Annotated in this window: 15 protein-coding genes; 6 read left to right on the forward strand and 9 right to left on the reverse strand. The window is 46.7% G+C overall.

Features of this window, described 5'->3' with window-relative positions:
• Nucleotides 1–4: 4 nt before the first annotated feature.
• Together MHI52_RS29845 and MHI52_RS29850 are read right to left on the reverse strand one after the other, a co-directional pair.
• On the reverse strand, nt 5–3,100 hold the full coding sequence (locus MHI52_RS29845) for an ATP-binding protein (protein ID WP_405158150.1): 3,096 nt from the start codon (nt 3,098–3,100) through the stop codon (nt 5–7).
• A 237-nt stretch (nt 3,101–3,337) separates the two neighbouring features.
• On the reverse strand, nt 3,338–3,766 hold the full coding sequence (locus MHI52_RS29850) for an SRPBCC domain-containing protein (protein WP_405158151.1): 429 nt from the start codon (nt 3,764–3,766) through the stop codon (nt 3,338–3,340).
• Between the two features lie 227 nt (nt 3,767–3,993).
• Between MHI52_RS29850 and MHI52_RS29855 the strand changes: the two genes are divergently transcribed.
• On the forward strand, nt 3,994–4,761 hold the full coding sequence (locus MHI52_RS29855; RefSeq protein ID WP_405158152.1) for a class I SAM-dependent methyltransferase: 768 nt from the start codon (nt 3,994–3,996) through the stop codon (nt 4,759–4,761).
• A gap of 310 nt (nt 4,762–5,071) precedes the next feature.
• On the opposite strand, the gene MHI52_RS29860 is transcribed toward MHI52_RS29855, so the two are convergent.
• Both MHI52_RS29860 and MHI52_RS29865 read right to left on the reverse strand, forming a co-directional pair.
• On the reverse strand, nt 5,072–6,106 hold the full coding sequence (locus MHI52_RS29860) for an NADH:flavin oxidoreductase/NADH oxidase (protein ID WP_017691643.1): 1,035 nt from the start codon (nt 6,104–6,106) through the stop codon (nt 5,072–5,074).
• 48 nt (nt 6,107–6,154) lie between these two features.
• Nucleotides 6,155–6,346 carry a 2-hydroxymuconate tautomerase family protein gene (locus MHI52_RS29865; RefSeq protein WP_017691642.1) on the reverse strand — a complete coding sequence of 64 codons (192 nt, stop codon included), beginning with the start codon at nt 6,344–6,346 and terminating at the stop codon, nt 6,155–6,157.
• 488 nt (nt 6,347–6,834) lie between these two features.
• Here MHI52_RS29865 and pepT point away from each other — a divergent pair, with 488 nt between their 5' ends.
• A complete protein-coding gene (gene pepT, locus MHI52_RS29870) occupies nt 6,835–8,073 on the forward strand; it encodes a peptidase T (RefSeq protein ID WP_405158153.1) in 1,239 nt (412 codons plus the stop codon).
• Between the two features lie 136 nt (nt 8,074–8,209).
• On the opposite strand, the gene MHI52_RS29875 is transcribed toward pepT, so the two are convergent.
• Entirely contained in the window at nt 8,210–8,902 is a 693-nt protein-coding gene (locus tag MHI52_RS29875; protein WP_047840885.1) for a Crp/Fnr family transcriptional regulator, read from the reverse strand.
• 662 nt (nt 8,903–9,564) lie between these two features.
• On the opposite strand from MHI52_RS29875, the gene MHI52_RS29880 reads away from it, so the two are divergent.
• On the forward strand, nt 9,565–10,023 hold the full coding sequence (locus MHI52_RS29880) for a methyl-accepting chemotaxis protein (protein WP_223200021.1): 459 nt from the start codon (nt 9,565–9,567) through the stop codon (nt 10,021–10,023).
• A gap of 145 nt (nt 10,024–10,168) precedes the next feature.
• Here MHI52_RS29880 and MHI52_RS29885 read toward each other — a convergent pair whose 3' ends face one another.
• Nucleotides 10,169–11,605, reverse strand: a complete 1,437-nt coding sequence (locus MHI52_RS29885; protein WP_405158154.1) for an alanine/glycine:cation symporter family protein — start codon at nt 11,603–11,605, stop codon at nt 10,169–10,171.
• 329 nt (nt 11,606–11,934) lie between these two features.
• On the opposite strand from MHI52_RS29885, the gene MHI52_RS29890 reads away from it, so the two are divergent.
• Nucleotides 11,935–12,864 carry a response regulator gene (locus tag MHI52_RS29890; protein WP_405158155.1) on the forward strand — a complete coding sequence of 310 codons (930 nt, stop codon included), beginning with the start codon at nt 11,935–11,937 and terminating at the stop codon, nt 12,862–12,864.
• A gap of 173 nt (nt 12,865–13,037) precedes the next feature.
• Here the strand turns inward: MHI52_RS29890 and MHI52_RS29895 are convergent, their stop codons facing one another.
• Nucleotides 13,038–13,214: an aspartyl-phosphate phosphatase Spo0E family protein gene (locus tag MHI52_RS29895; RefSeq protein WP_017691636.1), complete on the reverse strand. Its 177-nt coding sequence runs from the start codon at nt 13,212–13,214 to the stop codon at nt 13,038–13,040.
• Nucleotides 13,215–13,649: 435 nt separating this feature from the next.
• Between MHI52_RS29895 and MHI52_RS29900 the strand changes: the two genes are divergently transcribed.
• Together MHI52_RS29900 and MHI52_RS29905 are read left to right on the forward strand one after the other, a co-directional pair.
• On the forward strand, nt 13,650–14,273 hold the full coding sequence (locus MHI52_RS29900; RefSeq protein WP_036671640.1) for an acetate uptake transporter: 624 nt from the start codon (nt 13,650–13,652) through the stop codon (nt 14,271–14,273).
• A gap of 210 nt (nt 14,274–14,483) precedes the next feature.
• Nucleotides 14,484–14,996, forward strand: a complete 513-nt coding sequence (locus MHI52_RS29905) for an acyl-CoA thioesterase (RefSeq protein ID WP_026081401.1) — start codon at nt 14,484–14,486, stop codon at nt 14,994–14,996.
• Nucleotides 14,997–15,037: 41 nt separating this feature from the next.
• Here MHI52_RS29905 and MHI52_RS29910 read toward each other — a convergent pair whose 3' ends face one another.
• Complete coding sequence (locus MHI52_RS29910; RefSeq protein WP_405158156.1) at nt 15,038–16,114, reverse strand: anthranilate phosphoribosyltransferase; 1,077 nt, start codon at nt 16,112–16,114, stop codon at nt 15,038–15,040.
• Nucleotides 16,115–16,132: 18 nt separating this feature from the next.
• Nucleotides 16,133–16,726: an ANTAR domain-containing response regulator gene (locus tag MHI52_RS29915; protein WP_100528196.1), complete on the reverse strand. Its 594-nt coding sequence runs from the start codon at nt 16,724–16,726 to the stop codon at nt 16,133–16,135.
• Nucleotides 16,727–16,853 lie beyond the last annotated feature (127 nt).

The raw sequence follows: 16,853 nt of genomic DNA on the forward strand, positions 1-16,853 counted from the left end.
CACACTAATTGGAATAATCCACCTTTTGCACGGGGATACGGAATCGGATCTGCGTGCCTTTACCCACATGGCTATGAATCTCCAGCCCCTGACCATAGAGAGACATCAGGCGACGGTTTATATTTTGCAGCCCCACACCTCCCGGACCTTCCGTACGCCCAGACTTGACCTGAGCCATACGCTCAGGAGGGATACCTACACCATCATCTTGGACCTGTACGACTACATGCTCGCTCTCTTGGAAAATCCTAAGATGAACTGTCCCGCCGGCTGCCCGCTCCATCACGCCGTGGCGAATGGCGTTCTCCACAAGAGGCTGAATACTGAGAGGTGGCAGATACAGATGTACGTCCGATTCCACCTCATACTCAACCACCAGTCTTTCCTCAAATCTCGCCTGTTCCAGATGCACATAAGACTCCACCAATTCCAGCTCTTTGGTCAAAGGAACAAGCTGCTCCCTGTTCTGGAAGTCAAAACTTCCGCGCAGGTAATGACTCAATTCAATCAGCAGATCGGTTGCTTTGTCCGGATTCACTGCACAGGTTGCGATAATAACATTGAGTGCATTATATAGAAAGTGTGGCTTGATCTGGGCCTGCAAAAAGGCCATTTCGGTCCGAATAGCCTCCTGCACAGAACTCCGCATCTCAATTAACGTCCGAACTCTGGCGCGCAATTCACCGGCATCCACCGGTTTGCTCAGGAAGTCATTGGCTCCCGCTTGGAATCCGTGTTTGATATCCTCAGGCAACCCACGGGCGGTCAGCATCAGAATCGGTAACTCAGACAAGGAACTGTGCTCGCGCAGTTTGCGACATAACTCAAGTCCGGACATCTTAGGCATCATCCAGTCCGTAATAACAAGATCAATGGACGGGAACTCCTCACGGAGTTTCAATGCAGTGGACCCGCTGTCCGCTGCAATCACACGATACCGCTCCGTCGACAATAGGTTAAGCAATACCTGTCGATTGACGGGATCATCGTCTACAATCAGAATCGTATGCTCCGCTTCCGTAAGATCATCCTGCTCATCTGACTCTCTTGTCACAAGCTCCTTCGCCCCTGCCCCCTGTGCAGCAACATATCGGGCGGCAGCTGGTTTCGAATGAGTTTGCAAAAGTGGCATTTTCATAACAGGCAGGGTGAAATGAAAGGTCGAACCTTGCCCCGGCTCCGATTCAACCCAGATCTCACCACCGCCAAGCTCAACGAGTTTTCGCGTAATACTCAGACCCAGTCCGGTTCCATTATTCAATCGCTCAATCGTGCCGTTACTCTGCTCATACGCCTGGAAGATATCCTCCTGTTTGTCCAAGGCAATGCCTACCCCTGTATCAGCGACCGATACCTTCACCCAGTCCCCTTCAACGCTGGCGTACAATCGAATCTCACCCTGCTCAGTGTACTTATAGGCGTTACCCAGCAAGTTATACAGAACTTGCCTTAGGCGATCTTCGTCTGCCTCAACAAGTGGCAAGGACTGGGGCCATTGTTGAATCAATATAACCGGCTTGTCCTCAAACGTGAAACCCGAGACTTCAACCACAGTACGAGCAACGGATTCCAGATCGACAGCTACCCGTTTTAACTCGATCTCACTATTTTTTAATTTGGCAAAATCCAAAATATCGTTAACCAGCAGTGAAAGGCGCTTCCCGGTTGAAGTAATCATGGAGAGATTTTTCGCTTGCTTGGGCGTGACTGCTCCAGCCGCCCCTTCCAGCATGGATTGTGCAATATTAATGATGCCATGCAGGGGAGTTCGTAGCTCATGAGACGTATTCGCCATGAACTCGTCCTTCAGGCTGTCGATGGCCAGCAAACGCTCCGACAGAGCTTCCACGTCTCGGAATGATTGTGCAAAGCGGATTGCGGTCACAATCATCTGGGCAAATACAAATAATAAAAGTTCAATCAGCGCAAAGAACGCTGTGTCTAGGGTAGTGAACGCACCAAGCGTATATAACACAACAACCATGAGTATGCTCATCATACTCACCAGTGCAAAGTGGCTGTCATTCGGCCGTCCTTTCAACCAATAGAAAATGGCTCGCAGCGTATAGAACATGACAACAAGTGAGATCAGCAACATGGGAAGCTCAAGAGACGAGAAAAGCGTTGGAGGAAGCGTAAGACCCACAATAGTCTGGGTAACGATTAGCACTACAGCCAGACGAACAAACCACTGATGAACTGCTCCTGGTACACGGGCATCCATATACCGAAGCAAAAAATAATAGGCAAAGGCTGAACTAAGGAGCTGAATCCGAAGTATCTCATTATTGGTCAGGAACGGTACAAACGTACCCAGTAACTTCTCCCCATGTGTCAGAGCGTACACCGCACCAGAAAGGCTGAATAATCCGAGAAAACGAAGCTCCTTCTCCGTACGTCGTAATCTGAACAGAAGTAGAAAAAAGGCGGCTGGCAAGATAAAACCGAATAAGGCCATCAGATCCCTGAGCCAATCTTGTTGCTGACTTTTCAGAATACTATGCTCGTCTCCAAACAAAATGGGCGCTACTATGCCCCCGGACGAGTAACTATAATTTGATACTTGAATGATAATGTCAGCCGTATTGCCCTCAATGGACGTGAATCCTGTAAAGGGCAGATTTAATTGTATATCTGTTGCCCTAGTCTTTCCTGGCAGGCCTTTGCCACCAATCTCTTTCCCATCGATAAATACCCGGTGGGCCATGCGTATATTCTGTGTGCGTATACCATAATCATTTTTCATCGTCCGGGGTGTAAGCTGAACTTGCAAATGATAGGTTCCATACCCATGGGCCTGCCCCAAAGATTTGTTCCATCGGGCAGGAACTTGAGTGCCCGACGAAGCCGGCAAAGGCTTGCGACCGGATACACTTGCTTCAATATCTGCCGGGCTCAGCAACTGCCCAGGGTAGAAATCCCAGATACCCTTTAGAGACGCTGCACCCTTGCGATCAAAGTCCCATTGGGTCAGGTCAATTTTCCCCTCTGAAGCTTGAGGGTTAATCCGCTCGCTAATTAACGTCTGGGCGATCCAACCCAGTGGAACAATGACAATACATATGAAACTTATGGTCAGCATAATCCAGTGTTTTCTCATCTATGTATTCCTTCCATCCACAATGGCGAGAGACGTCTAATTTTGTCGATTTACACTATAATTCATGTTACACGTTTCTGGTGCTCACGGAAATAGTTTCCGTATCATAATCGGTCAAATTCGTTATATTTGACCGATTTCTATCTTTTCCACCAGCTCTTGGTACACCAAGGAACCCCAGGCCGAATTTCACCGGAAAGAACGGGCGAAATGACCTGGGGTTGATTGAATGAAGATTTATTTAACAACTTGGGCAAGCTTCTGAACGATTCCGGCCCATCCCTGTTCCATACGTTCGCGTACGATAGCGTGGGCCTGTCCAAACTCGGTCAGTTTATCCGCATCCCAACCGCTGTGAATCAGTGTGAAATCCGTACCTTCGGGCTGTTCATTCAGTTGGAACGTCAACGTCCAGTCCTTACCCCAGCGGAATGACAGCTTGTGTAGCGGAAGAACTTCCGTCACCTGACATGGTGATTGGCCGAAGGGGCCTGCTTCCAATATAAACTCGTGACCTTCCACGGGTTCCAGATTGCCTGGCATGAACCAGGTTCTCAGTCCCTGCTCGGTCGAGACCATCTCCCACACCTTATCTACAGGTGCATGGAGTACCAGTTCCTGCCGGATATCAGGCAGTGCGCTTGATGAACTTGATGATGAATCCATTCGAATTACCTCCTTATACATTTCATTTCGTATGACTACCCGAATAGAAGTTGACCTCCGCTTTATCCCCACCCTATAATTGGAACATATTACATAAAAGGTGCGTGATTCCTATGATAGTCTGCTCTGAAAAATCCAATTCCAACCGTTGCCGGAAGGGATAATCCTGCTGACTTCCCTTCCACTTTTTCATTTTAATACATTTGAATGTGGGGGACATCTATACTATGTCATTCAGTTATTACGGTCCATTATGTACCGCCGTTTATGATCTCACGAAACCTGTGGGACACTCCTTGGGAGGAGACATTGAATTCTATCGCCATTATCTTCAGCGCTGCAATGGACGTATCCTTGAAGCCATGTCAGGATCAGGCCGAGTGCTCATTCCTTTGCTTGAAGCAGGCTTGAAGGTGGATGGAATTGATTATTCAATGGATATGATTGACTCTTGCCGTTCTCGTTGTATGGAGCGGGCATTACCCATGCCTGAGCTGTTCGTTGCCGATCTGGAGAAGCTTGACCTTCCATATCGATACGAGGCAATTATCATTCCCGGAGGTTCTCTGCTCCTCATCCAAGACAGACAGGCGTCGATTAACGTATTACGTAATCTATTTCAGCATTTAGAACCCGGCGGCAGGCTCGTGTTTGATCTGTTTCTGCCCGATGTGACACAACCCTCTTCTGTAGAAACATCAACTGTTTCAATACCCGATGGTGATACGATCACGGTAGAAGTGAAAACCATTGAGGTGAACCTTCTACAACAGTACAAAGTGAGTCTGATCCGCTACGAACAATGGCATCAGGGTGCTCTTGTTGCTACGGAGCTGCAACAACTTACCTTGCGTTGGTACGGCATAGAAGAGTTACGCCTAATTCTCGAACACATTGGTTTCTCTGACATTAAAGTATACGCCGACTTTAACCCGGATCAACCACCCACGCAGTCCAATCAAAAATTCGTCTATGAAGCGACTCGAAGAGCGTAGTCATCCGTAATTGAGTCTACATGCTTCTCATCATACAAAATCAGGCCACAGCATGAGGTTTAACCCATGCTGTGGCCTTTTTTACTATATAAAATTTGCACTAACATTTACACGAAAACGAAGAGGACAGAAATAACTTGAAGAAGCGGAGCGTTCGCCTAAAAGCTTTCTGAAAGAAAGCTACATCGGAAGCTTACGCTATCATCAGATTTTCACCTTTGAAAAAGTGAATCAAAAAATCTGAGGATAACAGCGATCGGAAGGTTATTCTGTCATCGGAGTGGCAAGTGTAAGTATAATTTGGAGCAGATTAGTATCCACGAGAATATTGCTCTGCAATGGCAGCTTGATCCTTGCTGACACCCAGTTCCAGAGCGGCATGGTTCGCCCAGTACGGGTCACGCAGCATTCCTCTACCAACCGCGACCAGATCCGCATCGCCGTTGCCAATAACCGCTTGAGCCAGCGCTGCATCCTCCAGCATACCTACTGCGATTACAGGAACGTTCAGTTCTTCACGGAAACGACGGGCAAACGGTACCTGATACCCCGGATAGTTCCCCGGTTTCCGCTGTCCGGAAGGACCTTCGCCACCTGAACTGATATGGAACATGTCCACGCCTGCATCTTGGTAGGCACGAGCGATATTGATGGTGTGGTCGATATCGTATCCACCATCCGCGTATTCTACAGCCGAAATCCGCAAAATCAGCGGCATATCTGCTGGCATTTCTTTTTTCACTGCACGAATGACCTCAACGCCAAAACGGGACAGATCCTGCCCATATACATCCTCACGATGGTTCATCAGCGGGGAATGGAACTGGTGGATCAGGTATCCATGTGCACCGTGCAGCTCAATGGTATCTACTCCAGCCTGCACTGCGCGGCGAACACCGTCTGCGAACTTTTGCACCATAGCTTCTACTTCTTCCGTACTTAACGCACGTGGTTCCTTGTACTTTTCTCCCGGGAATGTAACTACCGATGGGGCAACCGGCTGCGGAGCATCCTCTGCTTTTCGTCCTGCATGTGCGATCTGAATAGCTACTTTGGAGCCGTAGGCATGAATTCCATCTACAAGTTTGGTGAAGGCCGGCACATGCTCATCTGACCATATCCCCAAGTCATTATCCGTAATACGTCCATCCGGATCTACATCGGTCATCTCGATTACAATCAGTCCTGTTCCTCCAACCGCACGGCTCACATAGTGAACCTGATGCCAATCGTTCGGAATACCATCCTTCGCAGTGACAGAATATTGGCACATGGGTGCCATGACGACACGGTTATTTAATTGCAGACTCTTGAATTGATAAGGGGAAAATAATTGTTCAGTCATTGATGTTACATCTCCTGTTCCATGATCATGATATATATGAACCCTTACTTATTTGTCTAAGTCCGAAAACAGTTTTCCGTTCTTGCCGTAATTGTCCTTCTCCAAATCCTCAATGAAGATAAAGACTTTGCTCGGATCAACATCCAGTGTCTCACAGGCCACCTGAGTCATACGTTCAATCAACTGACGTTTCTGCTCGACCGACTTGCCTTCCAGTACCTTAACCGTGATAAATGGCATGTCTTGAACACATCCTTTCTTCATCATTTATTATGAACCTCAGTTATAGAAATACAAGTACGTACATTTTTGTGACCTAGTACCCTTTTTGATACCTAGAAATCCTCATATTTCGGATCTGCCCCATTCTGGAAATGACTGCAAAACATGATATGATAACCGGAGAGAACCACAATAATTACTATACCCAATTTACATAAGTTGTGACTAACGGTTACACGATAACGGAGAGGGCAGAAATAACCTGTAGAAGCGAAGCTAAAAGCTTTCTCCAAGAAAGCTACTTCGAAAGCATACACTTCGCCTAAAAGTTTTCTGAAAGAAAGCTGCATCGAAAGCATACGCTATCCTCAGATTTTCACCTTTGTAAAAATGGATCAAAAAATTTGGGGATAACAGCGATCAGAAGGTTATTCTGGCCTCGTAGTGGATCAGTGTAAAACAAGTTGCTCAACTTATATACTACTCAAGCTAGGGAGCGATAATAGATGAAAGATATTTTAATTCAAAGACTGAGTACTTATGTTCAGATGGATACCCAATCCGATGAAAATAGCGAGACATGCCCTTCCACACCCGGCCAATTGGCCTTGGGCAAACTGCTCGTTGAAGAATGTACCTTCATTGGTCTGCAAGATGTGACGATGGATGAGAACGGTTATGTCATGGCTACACTGCCATCCAATACCGACAAGGATGTTCCCGTAATTGGTTTCCTGGCTCACCTCGATACAGCGACCGACTTTACTGGCAAAAATGTCAAACCACAGGTTATCGATAACTATGATGGTGCTGACATTGTGCTGAACTCGGAACTGGATGTCGTACTGTCCAACAAGGATTTCCCAGAACTGCACGAGTATAAAGGCCACACCCTGATCACAACCGATGGTACAACATTGCTTGGTGCAGATAATAAGGCAGGTATAGCCGAGATCATGACGGCGATGGCCTATCTGATTGAACACCCGGAAGTGAAACACGGTAAGATTCGGGTTGCTTTTACCCCGGATGAAGAGATTGGCCGTGGACCGCACAAGTTTGACGTAGCTGCTTTTGGAGCCAAATATGCTTACACAGTTGATGGCGGACCACTTGGCGAGCTGGAATACGAGAGCTTTAACGCAGCTGCCGCCAAAATTACCGTACGAGGCACCAATGTGCATCCCGGAACAGCGAAGGATAAGATGGTGAACTCCCTGAAAATTGCGATGGAATTGAATCGACGCCTGCCTGTGGAGGAGGCTCCTGAATTCACGGACGGTTATGATGGCTTCTACCATCTATTGTCTCTGGAGGGTGACGTTGAGCTGACAAAGATGAGTTACATCATCCGTGATTTCGACCGGGAGAAGTTTGAAGAGCGCAAAACAAATCTGCTCCATATCGCAAACGAACTGAAGACCAAGTATGGAGAGAAAAGCATCACGGTTGAATTGAATGACCAGTACTATAACATGCGCGAGAAAATTGAACCCGTACGCCAGATCGTCGACATTGCTCATGAAGCCATGACCCGACTGGACATCGAACCTGTTATTCGCCCCATCCGGGGAGGAACAGACGGTTCCCAGCTATCCTATATGGGCATGCCAACACCAAATATCTTCACTGGTGGTGAGAACTACCACGGCAAATTCGAGTATGTATCGGTAGACAATATGGTGAAAGCAACCCGTGTCATTGTAGAGATCGCTCAATTGTTTGAGCAACACGGAGATATCTAATCCACTTGAAGTGCAGAGCAAAAAGAGCACCCCTCGGTATATTCGGGAGGGTGCTCTTTGTTGTGCCGTATTGTATTTTATTGTGTCGCGTCATGTCGCTTAGATATGCAGACTTGGTCTTACTTTTAAAATACAATCACTCATATATATTGCCTCCTGCGATGACACGCAACTGTTCCAGATCACAGATCACTAGCTTTCGCTGCACTTTGCGAATAATATCTCGATTACACAGATCTTGAACAACTCTATTAAGATGTCTATAGCTGGTGCCCAGCATATCGGCCAGTTCGGTGAGCTTGGAGGTCTGGATCTCTTCCGAAGAAGACTCGTCCTGGCCCATTGTGGACAACAGATAGCTGGCAAATCGGCTCTCGACCGGATATAACATATTCAGACTCGACAGGTTGGAAAAGGTATACAATTTGTGCGTAACTTGACTCAGCATAAAGTGGAGAAACTTAGGGTTCTCTGCATACGTATTCTGGAGAGCGCGATAGCTGATACCCAGCAACAGGCTTTTGCTCACAGACTCTACCGTATTCATAGCCTCCTTGCCATTTACCAGTTCCAAATCTCCCACAAGCGCAAGTGGTGTACTGAAACGAAGTAACAGAGACTTGCCGTTAGGCAGGGTGGTATAGATCTTGAGCTTGCCCTGCACGAGAAAATATAACCGCTCGGGTCGTTCACCTTTGGCACATATCATCTCGCCCTTTGCAGCCTCAAGTAGTCGCAACTCAGCGAGCGCAGGCTCGTCCAGCACCTGATCCAACCCATGCTCACGGGCGAGTTGCCGCACAAGTCCAAAGTCCATAATTTCTTTCATTCCGACTTCCCTCCGTTGCCCTATATAATGTACACATAAGGACACATGTCCTATATTTGATATACATCCGTACAAATATCTTGATATAAAAATAGTTACAACTAACACTTATATCCAATAAATCATTTTAGATGGGAAATATTTTAAAATTTAATCATAAAATGTTCATTCTTTCATGCAAAATGCCGTTCACGAAAAGCCATTTCCGTCCGATGAAAGATAGAGCATTCCATAGATCGTTAAAAATAATACATTCAAATATTGAAAGGATGGTCCTCTCCATGAACGTTGTAGATGCCCTGCTTAAAGTAATGCCTTATATCAGCCTGATCCTCAGAGAACCAGCTAGTTTAACTCTTTACGATCACGAAAAAGTATTAGATGTCATTATGACAGATAAATTTGATCTTGGTTTTGAAAAAGGAATGTCACTCTTGGAATCGTATCAAAACTTTGCCATCTTAAAAAATGGAAGAGAAGCGACCCTTGCTACTCTCTCTAAGGAAGTTTATGGTATCGAACTGGATATTCTGAACATTCCGATCTTTGATGATCACCAAAAAGTTGTTGCTGTTTTCTGTGTATCTTACGACCAATCTAACCAGAACCAACTTGAAGACATTATACAAGAAAATCAAACCATCAATGGTAACCTCGTTGATATGGTGCAACATGTCGCCGCTCATGCCGAAGAATTGCAAGCTACCAGTGAGCAGATCTTGCAGAACACCAGACTTGCTGTTCAGAACTCTTCCCAAATCAACAAAGTAGCCGGGTTCATTCGTGAAATCTCTGAGCAAACCAACTTGCTTGGCCTGAATGCCGCTATTGAAGCCGCTCGTGTTGGTGAAGCTGGTGCCGGCTTCGGTGTGGTTGCTTCCGAAGTACGCAAACTCTCTGTGGATGCCAAACAAGCTACAAGTGACATCGATACCAGTCTGAGAGATGTACAACAAGTCATCAAACAGATGGAAGTTGAAGTCTCCCAGATTGCAGCCTCTTCACAGGAACAAGCAACGCTTGTATCCTCCTTTACGGATGTAATTGAACAGCTTAATGAAACAGGCGAACGAATGAAAGCTCTGTCCGAGCAACTGATCAGCTATTCCGTTAAAAATTAATCAAATATATCTTTGATGAACTTTGGCTAGTGCAAAGATACATTTTATATGCAACAAACAGGACTCGGGTTGCCCATGATGGATAATCCAAGTCCTGTTGTTTGTTGTGCCCATTTTATATAACCAACTACGTTCAGATAAAACCTTAATTGGCTACATGTATTGATTTATCTCCAATCACTTCTTCTTCCGACTGCCAGCATTCCACTTCACCCGGAATATGAATCCGGTCCCGGGTAAAGACGGGATCACGACCTTCAGCCTTCTGTTTCTTGTAGTCCTTCAACGCTTCGAAAGTCACCTTGGACAGCATCAAAATTGCAATCAGGTTCACCACCACCATGAGCCCCATGAACAGGTCAGCCAAATCCCATACCAGCTGTACTTTGGCTACCGCTCCAAACACCACCATCGCGATAACGCAAATGCGGTACACCCACAGCCAAACTTTGTTGGATTTGATAAACTCAATGTTGGTTTCCCCGTAATAATAATTTCCGATTAGTGTACTGAAGGCAAACAGGAACACCATAACCGCCAGGAATCCCGATGCCCATGAACCAATATGTACACTTAATGCAGCCTGAGTTAATTCAATGCCTCCGAGATTGGAACCTTTGTATACCCCGGATAGCAAAATAATCATAGCTGTGCTCGTACATATCACTAACGTATCTGTCAGCACGCCAAACGCCTGAATAAGTCCCTGTTTCACCGGATGTGTTGTATCCGCCGTTGCAGCAGCATTCGGGGCGCTACCCATGCCCGCCTCATTGGAGAACAATCCGCGTTTCACACCGTTCATCAGTGCAGCGCCCAACGTTCCGCCAGCCACCTGTTCGATGCCGAAGGCATTTTTGACAATCAACGCAATCATGGCCGGAAGCTGGGTAATATTCGCCAGCACCACAAAAGCCGCTACCCCAATGTACAATACGGCCAGTACAACAACGATGTATTCCGATGCTTTTGCAATCCGTTTGATACCGCCCATAATAATTCCTGCAAATATCACAGCCATAATGATACCCACCGTTAACCGATCCGTGCCAAATGAGTTCTCAAATGCAACGGTAATCGTGTTAGACTGCACCGCATTAAAGACCAAACCAAATGAAAGCGTAATGAGAATGGCAAATAAAATCCCCATCCAGCGTTTGCCCAACCCACGTTCCATATAATACGCCGGACCGCCGCGGAATCCGCCCTTATCCTTCACTTTATAGATCTGAGCCAACGTACTCTCCACAAAACTGGAGGCTGACCCGATAATTGCAATGATCCACATCCAGAATATAGCCCCAGGTCCACCCAGTGCGATAGCCAGTGCAATACCGGTAATATTCCCTGTACCTACACGGGCCGCCATACTAATACAGAACGCCTGAAATGGTGAAATTTTGCCTGGTTCCTTGCTTTTTGGCTCTCGAAGCACCTTCACCATATCTCCAATCATGCGGAATTGCATGAATCGGGTCTTGGTGGTGAAGTATATACCACATACTACCAATAATATAATTAACACTTTGGACCATAGAAAATCATTGAAAATGACGACAATATCTTGTATTGTTTGCTCCATCGGTATGCCCCTTTTTATGGTGTATTTCAAGCACAGAGATGGTTACGCGATAAGTTTGTACCATTCTGCACAACACTAGCCCCGGACTTCGGGATGTTACTTATACTACAAGAACATCTACGAAAAACGACAAATACCTACATGCAATTCCTACATTTATTTTAAAAATGGGCTTTGACCGCCCAATCATTGTCATTTAACCTGACATGTCAGGTTCTATGCAAGAAGGAAAGGAACGATTACATTGGAACGAGAGTTCATCGCGGCGTTAACCGCCTTTACCATAGATTTATCAATCACACCATTCGCAGAGAAAGGGAATGACTGACATGCGTTATTTTATCGTGGATGATGATCCTGGCGTTCGTTCCATGTTGATGGATATTATTGAGGATGAAGGCCTTGGCGATATTGCCGGGGAAGCTGAGGACGGAGCACATATTCACGCGGAACTGTTGGAACTGCATAAGGTGGATATCCTGCTGATTGATCTGCTGATGCCCCAACGAGACGGGATTCAGACTGTGCGAGCGCTTGAAGGAAGGTTCGAGGGCAAGATCGTCATGATCTCTCAGATCGAGTCGAAAAATATGATCGGTGAAGCCTATTCACTAGGCATTGAATATTATATTACGAAGCCGATTAACCGGTTGGAGATTCTATCTGTTCTGCGGCTGGTGAGCGAAAGGCTTCGGATGCAGCAATCCATCGCAGATATTCAACGGACATTGCAGGGATTATCCGGTTTGAATTCTACCGAACGTGCTGCGGCTCCGGTTCCGGACAAAACAATTACGACTGCAGGACATTTCCTGCTGTCCGAGATGGGCATGATCGGTGAAGCGGGCAGCAGGGATCTGCTGGACATGCTGGAATATCTGGAACAGGTAGAGACAGATGAACATAAGCTGTCCCCCTATACGTTCCCATCCCTCAAAGACATCTTCCAGAATGTAGCGATACGTAAACTGGGAGAAGACGCCTCTCTCGCAGAGGTGAACAAGGAGATCAAGGCATCGGAACAACGTGTTCGCCGGGCCATCTTCCAGACTCTGAGCCATGTGGTTTCTCTGGGATTAACCGATTATACACATCCCAAGTTCGAGAACTATGCATCCAAATTTTTCGATTTTACCGAAATTCGCAAGAAAATGCTGGAGCTGCAAAACAATGTGGAGCCTTCCTTGTCCCAGACACGCATTAATACAAAAAAGTTCGTACAGGTCCTTTATTTGGAAGCCAAACGATTACTGCATTAAACAGATGCATGATGGATAAGATGCAAAAACAAACGGGCATGAATATTACACCGGTAGGATACCGCCTCTTCAACTGAGGCTGTCCATACCGGCTATATTCATGCCCGTCTGTACGATCAAGCGTTACAATCTATGTGATTTGTTCCGTGTATAAAATTAAAATCGCTTTGGGTTTAGGCCCGTGAATGGTTTCGGCTAATTCGGTTATACTCATTAATCAATTCGTCCAATGCCATAGACTGCCGAATCACATCGGGATGCCCAAGACCACCCTTGTTATGCTCTACCAGCATATGAAGGTTATGTCTGGCCTTCTCTATTTTATTTTTCAAATCCAAACTCATAACCATGACCCCTGATACCTCCTTATTCTGTGAACCATTTTAGTTTTTCCTGTCAATCTATAGTTGGATTAACATATGGCATAGGAGACAAGGATGTTTTGTATTCTTCTCCAAATTTTGATAAAGATTATTTTATCACACTAGAGCTTATCCGAAAATGGCTGATATGACGCAATTTTAGTGGTAACACCGAGGGTTGGATTCTAACGTCTGGCCTCATCATTCACGGCCAGAACGGATTGTGTCGTAAATGTGTATATTGAAAAAACAAAAAGTCTATTGGTTCAAAAGGTAATAAAATCCCTTTCCATAATGGGGTCATTCAGGTACAATAGGGCGATGTGTGTGTCCGGACCCGGCGGATGCAAATGATGTAATGTAGAGGACGGCCAACGACGGCCATTGATCCTGATTTGATATTATTGGAGGCTTATCATCACCATGCAGACCGATTCACAGACTAAAGTCAAAATTGTTAACGCCGATCCCAGCGCAATGGGATTATTTGGGTTGGCTATCGTAACCCTGGTCGCTTCTTCCCAAAAGCTTGGCATTACAGAAGGACTTAGCTACGCTATTCCTTGGGCGATCTTCCTGGGTGCTTTTGCCCAGCTATTCGCATGTATTCAAGATTCCAAACGCAACAATACCTTTGGCACAACAGCTTTTGGCGCGTACGCATTCTTCTGGTTTGCCATGGCTGCCAACTGGATGATCAAAATGGGCGTATTTGGCTCCACTCTCGCTGAACAGGCCGATGGCAAGCAACTCGGATTTGCTTTTGCCGGATACCTCGTATTCACCCTGTTCATGACGATTGGTGCTATTGAAGCGAATAAAGTATTGCTTATCATCTTCATTCTGATTGACTTCCTGTTCCTTGGCTTGACCTTTGACGCTTTCGGCGTAGCTCCTCACATTTTCCACACCATTGCAGCATACGCTGAACTGGCGATCGGAATTGTGTCCCTGTATGGTACAGGTGCTTCGGTACTGAACGCTCACTTCGGTTATGCGTTCTTGCCGATCGGCAAACCGTCCGGCATTTTCAAACCCAAGGCTTAATATACAGCAGTAAACCGCCAGCGCGCCGGTCCGCGCCTGGCGGTTTTTTTGCAGTCCAACTTCATTTGAATATGTATCTGACCGACACCTATACTAGGGATAATAGATCAAAAAAGACCCTGCAACACATGAAATAAAATGTCACAGCAGCCATACTGTAAGGAGGAAAAAAGCATGAGAGAGATACCGAAACCAACGGAGATGGATCAGGTGGAGAAAAAATATGTACGCGAAACACGTTGTTTCAAGACGGCACGGGTGTTCCCAACCGATGTCAACAATCATAATACACTGTTCGGTGGCAAGCTGATGTCCTACATCGATGATATTGCATCCATTGCCGCTTCCAAGCTATGCCGGGTCAATACTGTAACGGCTTCAACCGACTCTGTCGATTTCCTGTACCCGATTAATCCAACGGATTCGGTTACACTTGAATCGTTCGCGTCCTGGACAGGACGAAGTTCCATGGAGATTTTTGTGAAAGTGATTCGAGAGGATCTGAAGACCGGAGAGAAGAAAATTGCGGCGACTGCATTTCTGACCTTTGTGGCCTTGGACGAAAATAATCGCAAACTGATCGTACCCCGCATTATCCCGGAGACGGAAGAAGAGAAGAAACTATACGAGACCGCTCCGGATCGGGCGGCCATGAGGAAACAACGGCGGGAAGAGAGCAAGAAATTCGCTGACTTCCTGACCGTTACTTATCCTTGGGAATAAAAACACGCTAAACAATAACAAGATTGAACACTAGCATTACATTATCTGGAAGATGCCGGATAGATGGACACCTCTCTGCTATCCGGCAGTTCACCACCCATGGAGACACACCACTGCTGATAGATGCGATACGCTGCACCACTCTCCAGTAATCCCTGACACGTGTATATGCCCTCTTCGATGGAATTGACACGCCCCGCCGCATACAAGCGGAAACCTCCATTTAACAAGACCTGATTCACAAAAGCAATATGACCCTCACCGCTTAACACGCTTTCCGCCACTTCAAGCTGCTTCGCAGCCGTCCAGACCAGCTCCGGCACGGGCATATCCAGTTCATAGGCTGCAGGATCAACCAGTTCCAGCTTCATATCACCGTCTTCCACGGCGTATACGCGGGTTGGCCGATCAATATACAGATCCTCAGAACCTTCCATCCCCTGTACAACATAAGCACGACGGTAGTTAAACCGGGTGAGCAACTTCGCAATCCGATCCAGAAAGGTATTATGAAACACACCAAACACCAAATACGGTGAATGGTTATAATCAATCAGTTTCTCTGCTGTGTTAAACACCGTTCGAAAACCCAACTCTTCCCGTAACGGACGAAGCTTACGAAGAGGCTCGCACCAGTCCTCGGAGGACACGTACATGACACCCGAACGCAATGCAGCGCTTCGGGCATCTTCCCGATCCATCTTGTGTGTATCAATGCCCACTTCCTTCAAAAGTACCGACAACGTGACGCCCCATTTGGGTGGTAAAGGGTCACTCCCATGTAGAGTCACCGGCAACCCGGCCGCCGCGAGTACAAATGCAACCGGAAACGTGGCCATGAACGACTTTGTTCGTCCATCATAGGGACCCGCACAGTCCAATCCATCCTGAAATATGGAGAAACGTTCCGCACTGTTACGACAAGCATGAACAAAAGCTTCCAGTTCCTCGACGTTTTCCATTTTCATACGTTCAGCCATTAGGAACGCAGCCGTCTGGGCAGGGGAAACTTCCTGTTTCAGGATTTTCTCTGCTACGGTCAGTGCTTCTGCATAATTCAGATCACGTGAGCCTCGTTTCCCACGTCCGACTTCTCGGAGTATCTGAGACATATCCATGGAGAATCCTCCTTCCAATTAAGACTGGAGCAGTTGATGGGCCTTCACAATCGCTGTGGCTACATCGACCATTCGTTTTCGTTCATCCATCGCTTTCTTGCGTAACAGGTCATAGGCTTCGGCCTCCGAGATCTGCTTCAGATCACTAAGGATAGCCTTCGCCATATCAATCCACTTCCGATCCTCCAGCCTGGATTGCAACTGCTTCCGTTCCTGCTCCCACTGTTTGCGTTCCATGTAGCGTCGGGCTGCAAAGTGAAGAGTCCAGTGAATCTCGGACCCAGTCATGGATGGTGTAAGTATTCCATCAAATGATGTTTCGACCTCGCAGGATTCTGCGGAGGAAGAGGCTGTATCTGGCGCGCACCACCAAAGTAGCGGTGAATCCGACTTCCCCTTTCCCAGGCAGTTCACCCAGTACTCCACATCAGCCAGCGACAGATGCAAAATGGACGCTTCGGCCGCACGAGCTAGCTTCACCGCTTCCGCTTCACTGCCCGCCACCTGTACATGGTACCCGTTTGCTCCCAGCAGCCTCTCCGGTGTCAGAGGGATTGCATCGGATGAGGCAGCTATCGTTGGTTGAACACGGATGACCAATAAAGATCGCATGATGGATCAATCCCTCCCCTATTGCTATAATCAGAGCCCACATCATTTAAGACGTTAATACATGAAAGCAATAAACATGTTACATTACCTAACAAAAATTAAGTAGTGACGATTATGCGTCTTATTT

The sequence above is a fragment of the Paenibacillus sp. FSL H8-0283 genome, from assembly GCF_045040675.1.
Classification (GTDB): Bacteria; Bacillota; Bacilli; order Paenibacillales; family Paenibacillaceae; genus Paenibacillus; species Paenibacillus amylolyticus.

What these genes read in the sequence shown, in the direction of transcription:
- MHI52_RS29845 (WP_405158150.1), bottom strand. Translation starts at nt 3,100, where the DNA reads ATGAGAAAACACTGGATTATGCTGACCATAAGTTTCATATGTATTGTC.
- MHI52_RS29850 (WP_405158151.1), bottom strand. Translation starts at nt 3,766, where the DNA reads ATGGATTCATCATCAAGTTCATCAAGCGCACTGCCTGATATCCGGCAG.
- MHI52_RS29855 (WP_405158152.1), top strand. Translation starts at nt 3,994, where the DNA reads ATGTCATTCAGTTATTACGGTCCATTATGTACCGCCGTTTATGATCTC.
- MHI52_RS29860 (WP_017691643.1), bottom strand. Translation starts at nt 6,106, where the DNA reads ATGACTGAACAATTATTTTCCCCTTATCAATTCAAGAGTCTGCAATTA.
- MHI52_RS29865 (WP_017691642.1), bottom strand. Translation starts at nt 6,346, where the DNA reads ATGCCATTTATCACGGTTAAGGTACTGGAAGGCAAGTCGGTCGAGCAG.
- pepT (WP_405158153.1), top strand. Translation starts at nt 6,835, where the DNA reads ATGAAAGATATTTTAATTCAAAGACTGAGTACTTATGTTCAGATGGAT.
- MHI52_RS29875 (WP_047840885.1), bottom strand. Translation starts at nt 8,902, where the DNA reads ATGAAAGAAATTATGGACTTTGGACTTGTGCGGCAACTCGCCCGTGAG.
- MHI52_RS29880 (WP_223200021.1), top strand. Translation starts at nt 9,565, where the DNA reads ATGGTGCAACATGTCGCCGCTCATGCCGAAGAATTGCAAGCTACCAGT.
- MHI52_RS29885 (WP_405158154.1), bottom strand. Translation starts at nt 11,605, where the DNA reads ATGGAGCAAACAATACAAGATATTGTCGTCATTTTCAATGATTTTCTA.
- MHI52_RS29890 (WP_405158155.1), top strand. Translation starts at nt 11,935, where the DNA reads ATGCGTTATTTTATCGTGGATGATGATCCTGGCGTTCGTTCCATGTTG.
- MHI52_RS29895 (WP_017691636.1), bottom strand. Translation starts at nt 13,214, where the DNA reads ATGGTTATGAGTTTGGATTTGAAAAATAAAATAGAGAAGGCCAGACAT.
- MHI52_RS29900 (WP_036671640.1), top strand. Translation starts at nt 13,650, where the DNA reads ATGCAGACCGATTCACAGACTAAAGTCAAAATTGTTAACGCCGATCCC.
- MHI52_RS29910 (WP_405158156.1), bottom strand. Translation starts at nt 16,114, where the DNA reads ATGGATATGTCTCAGATACTCCGAGAAGTCGGACGTGGGAAACGAGGC.
- MHI52_RS29915 (WP_100528196.1), bottom strand. Translation starts at nt 16,726, where the DNA reads ATGCGATCTTTATTGGTCATCCGTGTTCAACCAACGATAGCTGCCTCA.